At 54.1% G+C, this 15,520-nt stretch carries 13 protein-coding genes; 11 read left to right on the forward strand and 2 right to left on the reverse strand.

The features are described from left to right. Nucleotides 1-22: 22 nt before the first annotated feature. Together N6V40_RS08390 and N6V40_RS08395 are read left to right on the forward strand one after the other, a co-directional pair. Nucleotides 23-808 (forward strand): SDR family oxidoreductase, encoded by a 786-nt coding sequence (locus N6V40_RS08390; protein WP_131088716.1) that lies wholly within the window; start codon nucleotides 23-25, stop codon nucleotides 806-808. A gap of 11 nt (nucleotides 809-819) precedes the next feature. Beyond that, nucleotides 820-1,752, forward strand: coding sequence for a 3,5-dioxohexanoate:acetyl-CoA acetone transferase (locus tag N6V40_RS08395; RefSeq protein WP_262199657.1), 933 nt, complete (start codon nucleotides 820-822; stop codon nucleotides 1,750-1,752). Between the two features lie 140 nt (nucleotides 1,753-1,892). Here N6V40_RS08395 and N6V40_RS08400 read toward each other — a convergent pair whose 3' ends face one another. Continuing rightward, nucleotides 1,893-2,330 carry a VanZ family protein gene (locus N6V40_RS08400; protein WP_131088714.1) on the reverse strand — a complete coding sequence of 146 codons (438 nt, stop codon included), beginning with the start codon at nucleotides 2,328-2,330 and terminating at the stop codon, nucleotides 1,893-1,895. A 110-nt stretch (nucleotides 2,331-2,440) separates the two neighbouring features. Continuing rightward, on the reverse strand, nucleotides 2,441-3,655 hold the full coding sequence (locus N6V40_RS08405) for an MFS transporter (RefSeq protein ID WP_131088713.1): 1,215 nt from the start codon (nucleotides 3,653-3,655) through the stop codon (nucleotides 2,441-2,443). A 111-nt stretch (nucleotides 3,656-3,766) separates the two neighbouring features. Between N6V40_RS08405 and N6V40_RS08410 the strand changes: the two genes are divergently transcribed. From N6V40_RS08410 to guaA, 9 genes are all read left to right on the forward strand, one after another. After that, nucleotides 3,767-4,351, forward strand: coding sequence for a sugar O-acetyltransferase (locus N6V40_RS08410; protein WP_131088712.1), 585 nt, complete (start codon nucleotides 3,767-3,769; stop codon nucleotides 4,349-4,351). A 4-nt stretch (nucleotides 4,352-4,355) separates the two neighbouring features. Next, the gene (locus N6V40_RS08415) at nucleotides 4,356-4,952 is read left to right on the forward strand and encodes a TetR/AcrR family transcriptional regulator (protein WP_131088711.1); all 597 of its coding nucleotides are present in this window, start codon (nucleotides 4,356-4,358) and stop codon (nucleotides 4,950-4,952) included. 153 nt (nucleotides 4,953-5,105) lie between these two features. Next, nucleotides 5,106-5,918, forward strand: coding sequence for a BtrH N-terminal domain-containing protein (locus N6V40_RS08420; RefSeq protein ID WP_262199658.1), 813 nt, complete (start codon nucleotides 5,106-5,108; stop codon nucleotides 5,916-5,918). Nucleotides 5,919-5,923: 5 nt separating this feature from the next. Then, entirely contained in the window at nucleotides 5,924-6,421 is a 498-nt protein-coding gene (locus N6V40_RS08425) for a DUF4872 domain-containing protein (protein ID WP_396268638.1), read from the forward strand. Nucleotides 6,422-6,575: 154 nt separating this feature from the next. Continuing rightward, entirely contained in the window at nucleotides 6,576-7,727 is a 1,152-nt protein-coding gene (locus tag N6V40_RS08430) for a GuaB3 family IMP dehydrogenase-related protein (RefSeq protein WP_131088710.1), read from the forward strand. A gap of 745 nt (nucleotides 7,728-8,472) precedes the next feature. Continuing rightward, nucleotides 8,473-11,310 carry a hypothetical protein gene (locus N6V40_RS08435; RefSeq protein ID WP_262199659.1) on the forward strand — a complete coding sequence of 946 codons (2,838 nt, stop codon included), beginning with the start codon at nucleotides 8,473-8,475 and terminating at the stop codon, nucleotides 11,308-11,310. Between the two features lie 986 nt (nucleotides 11,311-12,296). Next, a complete protein-coding gene (locus tag N6V40_RS08440; protein ID WP_131088708.1) occupies nucleotides 12,297-13,085 on the forward strand; it encodes an SURF1 family cytochrome oxidase biogenesis protein in 789 nt (262 codons plus the stop codon). A 41-nt stretch (nucleotides 13,086-13,126) separates the two neighbouring features. Continuing rightward, nucleotides 13,127-13,591 (forward strand): DUF3817 domain-containing protein, encoded by a 465-nt coding sequence (locus tag N6V40_RS08445; protein WP_131088707.1) that lies wholly within the window; start codon nucleotides 13,127-13,129, stop codon nucleotides 13,589-13,591. A 148-nt stretch (nucleotides 13,592-13,739) separates the two neighbouring features. Beyond that, complete coding sequence (guaA, locus tag N6V40_RS08450) at nucleotides 13,740-15,326, forward strand: glutamine-hydrolyzing GMP synthase (protein WP_131088706.1); 1,587 nt, start codon at nucleotides 13,740-13,742, stop codon at nucleotides 15,324-15,326. Nucleotides 15,327-15,520 lie beyond the last annotated feature (194 nt).

Below are 15,520 nucleotides of genomic sequence, written 5' to 3' on the forward strand. Positions count from 1 at the left end.
AATTTTCAGGAGCAACGGAATTATGAGTAATTCAAGCAACAAATTAGACCTTGATGGTTTACGAGTCCTTGTCACCGCAGGCGCCGCCGGCATCGGTCTGGCAATTGCGACAGAATTCAAGAACCTCGGCGCAACCGTCTTCGTTACGGACATTAGCGCCGATGCGGTTCGCGCCGCTCAAGCTTCTGGATTTGAAGCTGCCGTGAGCGACGTATCGGACGAGAAACAAGTCCGCAGTTTGGCCACGCAGGTAAAGGATTCCCTCGGCGGACTTGATGTCTTAGTTAATAACGCCGGAATTGCCGGACCGACTGGTCCCATCGAGACGATTGACTCTCAAGGATGGACAAGCACTTTTGATGTGAATGTCCACGGACAGTTCTTCTGCATCAAGCACTTGCTGACGCTTCTACGAGAATCTGACCGAGCATCGATTATTAACCTGTCGTCTGCCGCAGGCCGTCTCGGTATGGCCGGACGCAGCCCATACTCCGCTTCAAAATGGGCTGTTATCGGCTTGACCAAAACACTGGCGATCGAGCTTGGGGCAGAAGGAATTCGCGTGAACGCTATTTGTCCAGGCGCGGTCAACGGTCCACGGATTCAGTCCGTGATCGAGGCCAAGGCAACGATGCTGCAACGCCCTGTCGACGAAGTCTCCAATCTTTACCACGCACAGTCTTCACTGAACGAGCTGGTCGAAGCATCAGACATTGCAAACATGGCGGTGTTCCTTGCTAGCCCCATGGCACTACGCATCAACGGCCAGGCCATGGCTGTAGACGGAAACACCGAGAAGCTTTACTAGAAAGGGACATCGTGAAAAACAAACGCAAAGTAATCATCACCAGTGCTGTAACCGGGGCAATCCATACTCCCTCGATGTCCGAGCATCTGCCCGTCACCGCAGATGAAATTGCTGAGGCCGCTATTGGCGCGGCAAAGGCCGGTGCTGCAATAGTTCATATGCATGCGCGAGACCCGAAGGACGGGCGTCCATCCCAAGACCCCAAGCACTTCGAACCCATCTTAGAAAAACTGAAAAACGGCACTGACGCGGTCATCAATATTACGACTGGCGGATCTCCACATATGAGCGTTGAAGAACGCATGATTCCAGTGGCGACCTTTGAGCCGGAGCTTGCTTCACTCAATATGGGATCAATGAATTTTGGGCTCTTCCCGATGCTCGATCGGTTCAAAGAATTTGAGCATGAATGGGAACGTGAAGCCCTAGAAAAGTCACGCGATCTTGTCTTCAAGAATACTTTCGCTGACATTGAGAAGATCCTCGAAATTGGCAATGCCAACGACACGAGGTTTGAGTTCGAATGTTACGACATTTCCCACTTGAATAACCTGAGCCACTTCCACCAACGTGGATTGGCACGCGGGCCACTGTTTGTACAGTCAGTCTTTGGCCTGTTGGGCGGAATTGGCGGACACCCAGAGGACCTGATGCATATGCGTCGTACCGCGGACCGGCTCTTGGGCGATAACTACGAATGGTCGATTCTCGGTGCTGGCAAGAACCAGATGCCTCTGGCAACCATTGGTGCAGCTATGGGGTCTCACGTACGTGTTGGTCTCGAAGACTCTTTGTGGATCGGTCCGGGTCAGCTTGCCGCATCTAATGCTGAGCAAGTTACCCGAATCCGCACGATTCTCGAAGCTTTGAACTTTGAAGTTGCCAGCCCGGATGAAGCGCGCGAGATGCTTTCGTTGAAGGGCCGGGACAAGGTCGGTTTCTAGACACACATCTCGGCAAAAATGATGGAAGTCCGCGAAGATCACGGACTTCCATCTTTCTTAGCTCCGAAAGCCTGATAAAAAGTAGCCAAATCGGTTCCAACCGCCGCGCAAATTGGCGAGGGCTGGTAGGTTTCATTTCTTCAGTTGGAAGGCTTGCTTGCCTTCTGATTCCAATAACCTTTAGAAACAGCAAGCCAAATTGCCGCGCCAAGTACGCACCCTAAAGAGTTAGCCACGACATCAGTAAGTGTGGCGAAGCGGTTGGGGAGGAACAGTAGCTGGCCTAGTTCTATCAAGCCGGAGACAACGAAGCCTGCGAGGGCTGCCGTCCAGAACCGGCGAAGTCCTACGCCTAGAATGATGCCCAGCGGAACGAAGAAGATCACGTTGGCTGAAAATTCGACGAACTCGTAGTTCACAAAAGCTGGAGCGCCGTGAGCATGCAACCAGTGCAAGGTCTGTGTTAGTTCTGGTCCTGCGGATGAATCGACGGGGACAGGCCAAAACGCGATCACCATCATTGCGAGCAAGTACAGCAATGGCAAAGCCCAGCGTCGGAGCATATGGCGGCTAAGCAAAGTTCTCAGTGGGCTCCTTGACGCTGTTCATGAATTCGGGTGTTAATGCACTACCCAAGATACTCGAAGATCAGTTTTTGGCTCCGCTGCCCGAGGTGATGAATCGACTGTTACTTAGCATCCACCATGCGGTTCAGGCGTTCTGAGAACAGCATCCCCATAGCCGCTAGCAGTAGAAGGAAGAGCGGGAAAAGCCACAGTCCCACCCAGGAGGACAAGACACCGAAGAGCGGTGGCATCAGTGTCGAACCGAGGTAGGCCGCCGCCATTTGGATTCCAATGATGGCGTGTGAATTATGGCGCCCGAAATTTGCCGGTGTGGAGTGGATGATGGCGGGGTAAATCGGTGCAGATCCCAGACCAGCGATGGCTAGCCCGACTAAAGCAACTCCATTGGCTTCCAGCGGGATGAGCAGCATAAGACCACCGAGTCCCACCATGATGAAGCCACCACGAATCAGGTTGCGGTCTCCGATTCGATCAGCAAAGAATCCAGCAAGGAAGCGTCCACCAGTGATGCCCAAAAGGAAGAACGACGCAAAGGCGGCAGCCGTTGCCGGGGCCACACCGCGGTCGCCTGCAAGGTAAGTCGTAGCCCAGAGAATCGAAGTGTTTTCCAACGCGCAGTAAGCAAAGAATGCCGCAAGGACCAGGAGGACGCCCGGAATTTTCAAAACCTGCGACAGCGGAATGTGAGAGGATCCGGCCTGAGGCGCTTCACTGCTCTCGGCACTATCTTCCACCTCAGCGCGGCTGCGCATTTTCGGGGTCATGGTGTTCACCTTGCCCCAGAGGGGGAGCATGAGCACCAGAACAATAGTGAGCACGACTTGAATAAGCGCAACAACCTTGTAAGCCCCAGACCATCCCATCCCTGAGGTCAGCGCATGACTCATGATCAACGGGCTAATCGAGGCTCCCACACCCCAAAAGCTATGGAGCCAGTTCATGTGCCGTGCCGCGTAGTGCAGGGCAATGTAATTGTTCAGGGCTGCATCCACTGCTCCTGCGCCCAATCCATACGGGATGGCCCACAGACACAACATCCAAAACGAGTCAGAGAACGTAAAGCCGAATAACGCCGTTGCGGTCATTCCAACGCTGATCGCCGTTACAACTCCGGCACCAAACTTACGGGTAAGTCGTTCCGAGGCAAGGCTAGAAAAGATGGTTCCCACGGCAATGACCATGGTGAGAATACCAGCGAAGGATTGCGGGACATCAAGTTCTCTATGCATCACTGGCCAACCGGCGCCCACCAGAGAGTCGGGAAGCCCGAGGCTGATGAAGGCGATGTAGATAATAGCCAAAAGGATTGAATACATAAGGTGTTGATATCTTTCGCTGTGCCCGCGGGATGAACGCATCGCCACTGACAGGACGACCACTCAAAGTATATGTACGAGTGTACTCAAATGTCGTGTATATTCGCTGCCATGGATCAGAGTTATTTTGAATCAGACTCCCGTAGTAACCGTGAGCGCATGCTTGCCGGAGACCTCTATATCGCGGATGACCCTGAAAACGAACGCCTTCATCGACGTGGTGTCCAGCTTGCTGATGCGTACCGTCGCGCTGATCTCGCCGCAGATCCACTTGCTCGCGAGATCCTCGTAGACCTCGTTGGCACCTTGGGCGAAGGCGCCCACGTGAACTCGCCGTTATTTGTGGACTACGGCGAGAACATACACATCGGTGCCCGAACCTTTATCAACTACAACCTCACCGCGTTGGACGTCGCCACCATCACCATCGGTGAAGACTGCCAGATTGGGCCCAACGTTCAACTGCTGACGCCCACCCATCCGATTGACCCGCAACCTCGACGCGGCAAGCTCGAAGCAGCCCAGCCAATTAGCCTTGGTGACAATGTCTGGCTAGGAGGCGGAGTGATCGTGTGCCCAGGAGTGAGTATCGGAGAAAACTCGGTGATCGGTGCTGGAGCGGTAGTCACCAAGGACATCCCGGCCAACGTAGTGGCCGTGGGTAATCCTGCACGCGTGATCCGAAGCATTGGATAATTTGATGTCCTCCCGACAGTCTTCCGCCGGTTCACGCTTAGGTCGGCGCAATGATCCTGAACGCCGTGAAAAGATCATTGACGCATGCCAGAAAGTCATTGTGGAATCCGGGGTCACCGGAACGTCACACCGAAAAGTTGCGACTCAAGCCGGTGTGCCATTGGGTGCCATGACCTACTACTTTGATGGCATGCAGGATTTGCTGCACAGCACATTTTCCCGATTTGCCACCAGCATTAGTGACGATTTTGAACGTCATATGGCAACGGCAACCGATAAGGAATCGGCGTGTGAAAGGGTCTTCGAAAGAATTCTGCAAGCTAGTAGTGGCGATGATGATGAGCTGATCTTGTCTCATGAGCTCTACACCTTGGCCACCCGCGATGCTTCGTTCCGTTCGATTACTACGCAATGGATGCAGCGCAGCCGTGTGGCTCTGGAGCTTCACTTTGACCCGCTGACAGCTCGCTTGCTTGACGCGATGATTGAGGGCCTAACCATTCACCGAGCCCTGGATTCCGAAGCACGGGAGCCGAGCGAAATCAAAACTGCCATTGCTCGCATCACGAAAGATTCGCGCGAGGGTTCACTTAGTACTTAGTAATCAATCTCAAGTGCTGCTGAAGAAGTAGTTGTCCAAGTCCTTTGGTTCTGCACCAGCAAAAGATCTTGCACGCGTAGAATTATGGGCAGACAGCACCAATCGGCGTGGGATCTCACTGACTGTGCGCGACCGCGAATAAAGGACATTACTTTGGGCCAGCCAGCCAATCTGAAGAAGCAAGCACGCGAACGAATGGAACGTACGGGGGAGAGCTATACCACCGCGCGTAAGAACATTCTTACCGGTAAGCCAGAGAGCCCAAAGGCGGCTCGTGCAGCGCAGGCTCGTGACTACGCCAAAGAAGCTCGCGATGCCAAAGCTGGAATTAAGCCCAAGGCACCAAAGCCCGCTGCGGCTCCAGCGCCACAAGATGAGTTGCCTGAATACCCGGCACCAGAAGACGTCATTCAATACGATGCCGCACTGTGGCACCGAGTCCTCGTACAGGCTGGCGTCACCAACCCAGTTACCGAAGCGCCACTGAGCCAAGCACTGCTGGCAGGCCTGGCCGGTGGTATTGGCTTTATGGTCTTCACCTTCGAATACGAAGAGACCACCACCGCCACCTTAGTGACCCGCGCCCACCCAGAGCCATACACGCAGAACCTGCTGGCCCGTTGCGGTGCCAAGGTCACCGAACGCACCACCGGTTCAGCCGTGCGAGCTGTTGAATACATGGACGCTGCGCTGGATGCCGGTCGCACCGTAGCTGTACGTGTTGCTATCAACGCATTGCCTTGGATCGATGGCAATGAAGTGGATGAAGCCGAGACCATTGATCTTGTTGTTGTCGGAGATCATGAAGATGATCTGCTGGTAGATGACGGTTCAGGCGTACTGAACGTCATCAGCCAAGAAGACCTAGCTTTCGCCCGCGCCAAGCGCAAAAGGAAAAGCACTGGCTGGCTTGGGTACCTTCATCGCGCTCGCCGAAGGCTGAAACCCTGGCAACCAACGCGCTGATTGCTATCGAAGAAACCACTTCTCGTCTTCTGGGAACCCGCGAACTTTCCGGAATTCCAGATCACTTCGCGAAGAACTTCGGCATTACCGGTATGCGTACCTTTGCTGCTCGTTTGCGCGATACCACCACCAAGACCGGCTGGAGCCAGATGTTTGCTGATCAGGAGCGTCTTGCTGGCGGCATGACCCAGCTTTCGGGCTTCCTGAGTGATACCCGTTTTGGTGGCGAAGGTGCACTGCGTGGACTGTACGCAGACTTCCTTGATGAGGCCGCGGGACTTCCCGGTCTTTCGGCTCTGGGGGAGCACAGTGCAGATTACCTGCAGCTGGCACAGCTGTGGGATGAGTTCGCTGAGCTAGTGGATCCAGAAGTTACCGTTGAAAACCGCAGTGCAATGTTCTCGCAGATGGCAGATGCCATGGAGCGTATCGCTGAGGTTGAAGAGCAGGCAGCAACTGCGCTTGCAGCTACCGCGAAGTCACTGGCTTCCCAAGCTTCATAGTCCAAAAGCTTTTTGCTTCTAACCCTGCCTCACGGTGTATGAATACACCGTGAGGCAGGGTTTCTTGCTTACTGGCGGGTTGAAACACGTCATGACCGCTCGCACTAAGACCATGAAAAGCAAGAATTCGGCCGAGACTTGGTAACCTAGTTAGGTGAGTAACGAGATTGAGATCGGCCGCGGCAAGCGGGCGCATAAGGCATTTTCCCTGGACGACGTAGCGATCGTACCGAATCGCCGCACCCGTGATCCGAAGGACGTTTCGGTATCCTGGCAGATCGACGCTTTCCAGTTCGACACCCCAATTATGGGCGCACCTATGGACTCGGTAACTTCACCGGCCACCGCCATTGCCCTCGGCAAGCTCGGCGGCTTGGGTGTACTGAACCTTGAAGGTCTGTGGACCCGTTACGAAAACCCAGAATCTGTACTGGCAGAAATCACCGGTCTGAAGTCTGAATCCGCAACGCGCAATGATCCAAAGATCACCGCTAAGTTGCAGGAACTGTACTCGGCTCCGATTCAGCCAGAGCTGATCACTACGCGCATCTCCGAGATCCGTGACTCCGGCGTAGTTGTCGCTGGCTCATTGACCCCACAGCGCACCCAAGAACACTACAAGACCGTAGTGGCTGCCGGCGTGGACATCTTTGTCATCCGTGGCACCACCGTGTCGGCCGAGCACGTCTCGAAGACCACCGAACCACTGAACCTCAAGCAGTTCATCTATGAACTCGACGTCCCAGTGATCGTTGGCGGCGCAGCTGGCTACACCCCAGCTATGCACCTGATGCGTACCGGCGCTGCCGGTGTCCTCGTAGGTTTTGGTGGCGGCGCGTCCTCCACCACCCGTCGTACCCTGGGCATTCACGCACCAATGGCTACCGCTATTGCCGATGTTGCTTCAGCTCGCCGTGACTACATCGAAGAGTCCGGTGGACGCTACGTACACGTCATTGCCGATGGTGGCATGGGCAACTCCGGTGACATCGTCAAGGCCATCGCTATGGGCGCCGACGCAGTGATGCTCGGTACCGCTTTGGCTCGTGCCGAAGAAGCACCAGGCGCCGGTTACCACTGGGGCATGGAAGCAGTGCACGAGGCCAGCCCACGTGGCGACCGTGCAAAGATCGGTACCGTCGGTTCCCTTGAAAAGGTTCTGTACGGTCCATCGCATGAAACCGATGGCACCTCCAACTTGGTTGGTGCGCTGCGTCGTTCGATGGCCACCACCGGCTACTCGACCTTGAAGGAATTCCAGCGTGTAGACGTGGTACTTTCGCCATATGAGTCTGACCGCTACTAAGACACATCACTTGGGTTGCTTCGGCCGCCGAGGGAACAACTGAACAGCCACTACTTTGATCATTCTTGATCAATGTAGTGGCTGTTTTTTCGCAAATTGAACCCGCAGAACCAAACGGATGGGTGCAAGGGTCTATTTGTTCAACTCTGGCCTAGGTCGACAGGCTGTTTATTTGCTGACTGTGAGCAGTACTGAGGTACCTGCATTCTTCACTCAGGAGAGGAGAGTTCGCAGCAATGCATTCCATCGAACCCTTTTCTATTGTTCACGTAGTGGGCATTGTCATCAGCAAACACACGGATAGCGGGATTGCACTTTAGAAAATTCAGAGAAGTCCTCGATGTAACGGGTTATCTAGGCTGTGGGTGGTTGTCAGGTGAAGCCCAAATTTTCGAAACCGGTTCTTGAGGTTCGGTATCAGCGACCTGCGCGATCAGGCCTCAAATCCTGACCGCAGAGCTGCTGTCCTCGTCGGCTCAATACACCGGCCAACCAATCCATGTACAGGGATCTTGATTCAAGGTCAGTGTTCTTGAAAGTACAGCTCTATCCATGAATTCAAATGTCGGTCTTTTCGAAGATAACATTTAAGGATAAAGTTTCTCCCTCGTTAGAAGTATGAGATGCTTTCAAATAGTTGAACGATAACTTTTTTGGTTCATTGTATCGCTCTGAACCAATCGCGATACTAATTTCGCTCGCACTTTTCGCCTGGAATCTTCGTCAGGCATTCTTTGGGGGATCAATGTCTCAAATTGGAAATGAGTCTTCCATTAAAAGACTCAAGTCAACCGGCGCTTGTGCCATAGCAGTCGCACTGACCGCCTCGCTGTTCGCAGGCGCATCACCATCGCTGGCTGCTTCGGGGACGGCAGCCACGGGTGCTTCGGTAGCTGCCGTTGTATTTTCGGTTTCGGATACTTCGGCTCCGGTGTTGGTTACTTCTTCGGTTTCGCCGTTGAATCACAACTTGGCTGATGGACCTGCCGAGATCACTATCCGAGCTACTGTTACGGATGCGACGGAAGCTAATGCTCCGGTTGTGAGCGTTTCGCATGATTCCGGTCAAAGCTATGGCTTTGGCGAAATGACCCTCGTGTCAGGTACCGCAAAGAACGGCGTTTGGGAACGTAAGGTTTCGATTCCTGAGGGTTCTGCACCTGGTGCTTGGGAAGTGTCGTTGTACCCATTGAATGATTCGTTGGGTAACAGAGGCAGCGGTTTTAGAACTTTGGGAACCGTGAACATCGAATCTTCGGTTTCGGATACTTCGGCTCCGGTGTTGGTTACTTCTTCGGTTTCGCCGTTGAATCACAACTTGGCTGATGGACCTGCCGAGATCACTATCCGAGCTACTGTTACGGATGCGACGGAAGCTAATGCTCCGGTTGTGAGCGTTTCGCATGATTCCGGTCAAAGCTATGGCTTTGGCGAAATGACCCTCGTGTCAGGTACCGCAAAGAACGGCGTTTGGGAACGTAAGGTTTCGATTCCTGAGGGTTCTGCACCTGGTGCTTGGGAAGTGTCGTTGTACCCATTGAATGATTCGTTGGGTAACAGAGGCAGCGGTTTTAGAACTTTGGGAACCGTGAACATCGAATCTTCGGTTTCGGATACTTCGGCTCCGGTGTTGGTTACTTCTTCGGTTTCGCCGTTGAATCACAACTTGGCTGACGGACCTGCCGAGATCACTATCCGAGCTACTGTTACGGATGCGACGGAAGCTAATGCTCCGGTTGTGAGCGTTTCGCATGATTCCGGTCAAAGCTATGGCTTTGGCGAAATGACCCTCGTGTCAGGTACCGCAAAGAACGGCGTTTGGGAACGTAAGGTTTCGATTCCTGAGGGTTCTGCACCTGGTGCTTGGGAAGTGTCGTTGTACCCATTGAATGATTCGTTGGGTAACAGAGGCAGCGGTTTTAGAACTTTGGGAACTGTGAATTTGTCCGACCAGGTGGAACCGAAGGACCTAGTTGCCCCTGTTCCGAAGATTTCTGGTACTGCTGCGGTGGGTTCGAGTTTGTCTGCGAATGCCGGTGCATGGACCCCTTCGGGCGTATCACTGAAGTATCAGTGGAACCGTAATGGTGAGTCGATTCAGGGTGCGACTGGTGTTTCGTATCAGTTGGTTTCTGCTGATGCTGGTCAGAAGATTTCGGTGACGGTCACTGGTTCCAAGTCCGGTTTTGAGTCGGTTTCGAAGACGAGTGATTCGAAGTCGGTGGCGTTGCAGAGTTTGTCGTCGACTCCTGTTCCGAAGATTTCTGGTACTGCTGCGGTGGGTTCGAGTTTGTCTGCGAATGCCGGTGCATGGACCCCTTCGGGCGTATCACTGAAGTATCAGTGGAACCGTAATGGTGAGTCGATTCAGGGTGCGACTGGTGTTTCGTATCAGTTGGTTTCTGCTGATGCTGGTCAGAAGATTTCGGTGACGGTCACTGGTTCCAAGTCCGGTTTTGAGTCGGTTTCGAAGACGAGTGATTCGAAGTCGGTGGCGTTGCAGAGTTTGTCGTCGACTCCTGTTCCGAAGATTTCTGGTACTGCTGCGGTGGGTTCGAGTTTGTCTGCGAATGCCGGTGCATGGACCCCTTCGGGCGTATCACTGAAGTATCAGTGGAACCGTAATGGTGAGTCGATTCAGGGTGCGACTGGTGTTTCGTATCAGTTGGTTTCTGCTGATGCTGGTCAGAAGATTTCGGTGACGGTCACTGGTTCCAAGTCCGGTTTTGAGTCGGTTTCGAAGACGAGTGATTCGAAGTCGGTGGCGTTGCAGAGTTTGTCGTCGACTCCTGTTCCGAAGATTACCGGAACTGGGAAAGTCGGTAAGACTTTGAAGGTTTCTGCTGGTAAGTGGTCGCCTTCGGGCGTATCGCTGAAGTATCAGTGGAAGCGTAACGGCGATTCGATCAAGGGCGCAACGAAGTCAACTTACAAGCTGGATAAGTCTGATGCCGGGCGGAAGATTTCGGTGACGGTCACCGGTTCGAAGTCGGGTTATAAGTCGGTTTCGAAAACGAGTGATTCGAAGTCGGTGGCGTTGCAGAGTTTGTCGTCGACTCCTGTTCCGAAGATTTCCGGAACTGGGAAAGTCGGTAAGACTTTGAAGGTTTCTGCTGGTAAGTGGTCGCCTTCGGGCGTATCGCTGAAGTATCAGTGGAAGCGTAACGGCGATTCGATCAAGGGCGCAACGAAGTCAACTTACAAGCTGGCTAAGTCTGATGCCGGGCGGAAGATTTCGGTGACGGTCACCGGTTCGAAGTCGGGTTATAAGTCGGTTTCGAAAACGAGTGATTCGAAGTCGGTGGCGTTGCAGAGTTTGTCGTCGACTCCTGTTCCGAAGATTTCCGGAACTGGGAAAGTCGGTAAGACTTTGAAGGTTTCTGCTGGTAAGTGGTCGCCTTCGGGCGTATCGCTGAAGTATCAGTGGAAGCGTAACGGCGATTCGATCAAGGGCGCAACGAAGTCAACTTACAAGCTGGCTAAGTCTGATGCCGGGCGGAAGATTTCGGTGACGGTCACCGGTTCGAAGTCGGGTTATAAGTCGGTTTCGAAAACGAGTACATCGAAGAAAATCAAGAAGTAGGCGAACACCAAAGATAGATAGCAGCGATTCACCAAGCGCCTGCTAGACATGTGGAGGCCCGTTCAGTGTCCGACCAATTCAGACATTGAACGGGCCTTCTATGCATGTGTAAGAGTCGTGCACGAATTGAGCGCATTGAGCTTGGAATTCGTTCACTTTTCTATCGACTTTTTCATCGAGCTTTATGGGCTGAGGCTGGCAAATCAGCATCTTGCGAATCAGCGGGAAGTCGTAGTTTGCCCCAAAATAATTACTTGCTCTTTCGTTTTTGAGCTTGTCTCAGAGCGACTATTGCCCAGACGACTGCGAGCACGATGAAAGCAAGGCCTCGCCATTGACCGTCGGTTGTCAACTGCCAGATGCCGATAAGCAAAAGAAGCGCGGACACTACCCAAGCGATGACTGGTGAAACAAGAGTCTTGTTCATCCAATGCCCTCCTCGCCACAGCTCCAGAGAGCTACGAAACCATCTAATACGGTAATCCTAGAGGACCGTCAACCACGACTCTGGATTTGGTCACTTCAAATCCGCTCGCGCTTTCTTGCGATCACGAGTTTACTGCGCCGCGGTGAGCATGAAGTCCGAACATTTGGATTCGGTTACTTGACTCGTTGCGCCTCAACTGGCTTGTGAAGCAGTGTCCAGTTGTGCGCCGCATGCCTGGCCCGAAAACGTTAACTGTTGCCAGCGCGGAGCTTAGTTCGAGGTACGCTCACGTATTTCTGAGCGTTGGATCCCTTGGCACAATTGAATCCACAGCTGGTCAATATGGAAGCTCGAATTCCAAGAATGGAGACATACAGGTCTGGGAAGGCACCTTCTAAATAATTGCTAGGCGTCAGCGCCAGCCACGACAGCTTTGTGCTGCATGTTCCTTAACGAACGACGTGCCTGATTCGTTCCAATGAACGAAAACTACGGTTTCTGGGCGAATCTCACCCCCACTTATTTCGAGTTCTACGGCAAATAGAAGTACGGTTAAAGGGTGTTTAAAACCGCTCTGAAACTCAAGTGGATCGGCGCCCTCATTGCTGCGCTGGCCATCGCTACCGGATTTGTTGCCCTCTCGGGGTGGCAGTTCGGCTCCTCAGAGAGCGAACCGCTGGTCAAGGTTGATAAGACCGAGAATCCAGTTCAACTGACAAAACACACGGATATTGGAATTGAACTGCTTGGCACCAAAGCTGACCAGATCGTAAAATTCACCGGCGAATTTGTTCCCGGCACAGATCAGCTCATTGATGACCGCATTGAAGACGGCAAAAAAGGTGTCTGGGTCATCACCGAGTTCAAAGTTGATGGCGCCAAACAAGACGCTGGCATCGCAGTGGTGCGCGGCTGGCAGCCAGAGGCCACCGCACCGTCAGCGGCACCTAAGGGTGAACTGGAAGTCACCGGTCGACTGTTGCCTAACGAGGGTCCAGAGAACGAGCATGACCTACGCAGCAAGACCCTGCCGTCCATCACCTCAGCGCAGTTAGCCAACACATGGGATTCGGTGCTGTATAACGGTTTCATCTCCGGGCACAAGATCACCACGGTTAAAGGCGAAAGTGTTGATCAGCCAGGCATCGACATGATCTATGTTGGACCTCAGCCGCAGGAAGCTCAGGTTAACTGGCTCAACGTCTTCTACGGAATTGAATGGGTTGTCTTTGCAGGCTTCGCCATCTTCCTCTGGTACCGCATGGTTCGTGATGACTACCAGCGCGACTTGGACGAGATCGCTGAACGCGCGGCGGACGCTCGCGACAACGGCACCAGCAGCAACTAAACAAACACAAACTTTTTCTGATTCGGAAGGAATCATCAGCCATGTCCAGCACCAGCCCAGCACCGAAGCCCCGGAAGTTCGGCGGCACCCCAGCGCAGATTCGCAGCGCCGCCAAGTTCTATAAGGTCTTCGCCTACATCACCGGTGTGATGCTGTTGCTGCTCGTGGTCGAGATGATCTTCAAGTACTTCTGGTCCCTGGAACTCTTTGTTGGTGGCAGTTTGGCTGATGGCACCGCCAACTCGGTGGGTCTGTTCAACCGAGCAGAAGTCACTGGGGGAGTGAACCTGTCCTTGGGTATCTTGATTGCCCATGGTTGGCTGTACGTGGTCTACCTCTTTGCTGACTTCCGTCTCTGGTCACTGATGCGCTGGCCATTTATGCGCTTCATTACCATCGCACTCGGTGGCGTAGTTCCGTTCCTGTCCTTCATCACCGAGGCCAAGGTACACGCTGAAGTGGATCGTGAACTGGCAGCTCATCCAAAGGCTGCTAAGCGGTACTAGAGCCGAGCTAGATTATTTATCAACGGGCGAACCAGATCATCTGGTTCGCCCGTTGTTTTATTGTGGGTTTTATTGTGTGACGCCCTAGGTGACGCTGATGACAGTGCTCGTGCTGTTTCGCGCGCGGGGAACCGCGTAGACTGTAACGGTGACTACTGCTCCCCTCAATCCAGAACATAAGCCGGTTCTGGTCGTCGACTACGGGGCCCAATACGCGCAGCTTATCGCTCGCCGCGTACGTGAGGCCCGTGTGTACTCGGAGATCGTTCCGCACACCCTTTCTACTGAAGCCATTTTGGCCAAGAACCCTGCAGCGATCATCCTTTCCGGTGGTCCCTCCAGCGTTTACGCCGATGGTGCCCCCTCTGTAGGGGCCGACCTGTTTGAAGCCGGCGTACCGGTCTTGGGCATTTGTTATGGCTTCCAGGCCATGGCCAACGCTCTGGGCGGAACCGTGGCGGAAACCGGCCTGCGTGAGTACGGCCGTACCCCCACCAACTTTGAGGGCGAAGCACGCTCCATCCTGGCAGGCGCCGCACAGGCCCCTACCGTATGGATGAGCCACGGTGACGCTGTCTCGGTAGCTCCAGAAGGCTTCGAAGTACTGGCCACCACCGCCGGTGCACCAGTTGCCGCTTTCGCCAACGAGGCCAAGCGCCTCTACGGTGTGCAGTGGCACCCAGAAGTTAAGCACTGCGAGTTCGGCCAAGATGTACTGGAAAACTTCCTGTACAACGGTGCCGGCCTGGCAGGGGACTGGACCGCGGATAACATCGCTGAAGAGCAGATCGAGCGCATCCGTGCTCAGGTCGGCACCGGCAAGGCCATCTGTGGTCTGTCCGGCGGCGTAGACTCCGCAGTTGCCGCAGCCCTGGTACAGCGTGCCATTGGTGACCAGCTCACCTGTGTATTCGTCAACCACGGTCTGTTGCGCGAAGGCGAAGCCGAGCAGGTGGAGAAGGACTTTGTTGCTTCCACCGGCGCCAAGCTGTACATCGCTGATGAGCGCGAACGCTTCTTGACCGCTTTGGAAGGTGTCTCTGATCCAGAGACCAAGCGCAAGATCATCGGCCGCGAATTCATCCGTGCCTTCGAAGCAGCTGAAGCAGCGATCATCGCTGAAGCAGCTTCCGAAGGTGAGCCGGTGAAGTTCCTGGTTCAGGGCACCCTGTACCCGGACATCGTGGAATCCGGTGGCGGCGAAGGTACCTCCAACATCAAGAGCCACCACAACGTGGGCGGCTTGCCAGAGGACCTGCAGTTTGAACTCGTTGAACCACTGCGCACCCTGTTCAAGGATGAAGTACGCGCCGTGGGCCGCGAGCTCGGCTTGCCAGAGGAAATTGTTGGCCGTCAGCCATTCCCTGGCCCAGGCTTGGGTATCCGCATCATTGGTTCGGTGAATGAAGAACGCCTGTCCATCCTGCGCAAGGCCGACGCGATTGCTCGCGCCGAACTGACCGCTGCAGGCTTGGACAACGAAGTATGGCAGATGCCAGTAGTACTGCTTGCCGATGTTCGCTCGGTAGGCGTACAGGGCGATCACCGTACCTACGGTCACCCAATCGTGCTGCGTCCGGTTTCCTCTGAGGATGCCATGACCGCCGACTGGTCGCACCTGCCTTATGATCTGCTCTCGAAGATCTCCAACCGCATCACCAATGAGGTCGATGGGGTTAACCGAGTGGTGCTGGACGTCACGTCCAAGCCACCTGGAACCATCGAGTGGGAGTAATCCTTAAGCACTGCTAATCCACACAAAATCACTGTTGTGGATCGGAAGCGGAACCTGCAAACAGGCGTGTAACCCCGAAAGGGCGTTGCTCACTAGTTTCGGTTCCGCTTCACGCAGTTAAAACGTGTTTCGCACCCCTGATCTGGGCGCTTGGTGCACTACGTTAGAAAGAGGCGTATTTGCACCGCAGTGCG

This window comes from Glutamicibacter sp. M10, from assembly GCF_025452055.1.
Taxonomy (GTDB): domain Bacteria; phylum Actinomycetota; class Actinomycetes; order Actinomycetales; family Micrococcaceae; genus Glutamicibacter.

Excerpts from the sequence above, each read along its gene's own strand:
- N6V40_RS08390 (WP_131088716.1), top strand. The coding sequence starts at position 23 with ATGAGTAATTCAAGCAACAAATTAGACCTTGATGGTTTACGAGTCCTT.
- N6V40_RS08405 (WP_131088713.1), bottom strand. The coding sequence starts at position 3,655 with ATGTATTCAATCCTTTTGGCTATTATCTACATCGCCTTCATCAGCCTC.
- N6V40_RS08410 (WP_131088712.1), top strand. The coding sequence starts at position 3,767 with ATGGATCAGAGTTATTTTGAATCAGACTCCCGTAGTAACCGTGAGCGC.
- N6V40_RS08415 (WP_131088711.1), top strand. The coding sequence starts at position 4,356 with ATGTCCTCCCGACAGTCTTCCGCCGGTTCACGCTTAGGTCGGCGCAAT.
- N6V40_RS08435 (WP_262199659.1), top strand. The coding sequence starts at position 8,473 with ATGTCTCAAATTGGAAATGAGTCTTCCATTAAAAGACTCAAGTCAACC.
- N6V40_RS08445 (WP_131088707.1), top strand. The coding sequence starts at position 13,127 with ATGTCCAGCACCAGCCCAGCACCGAAGCCCCGGAAGTTCGGCGGCACC.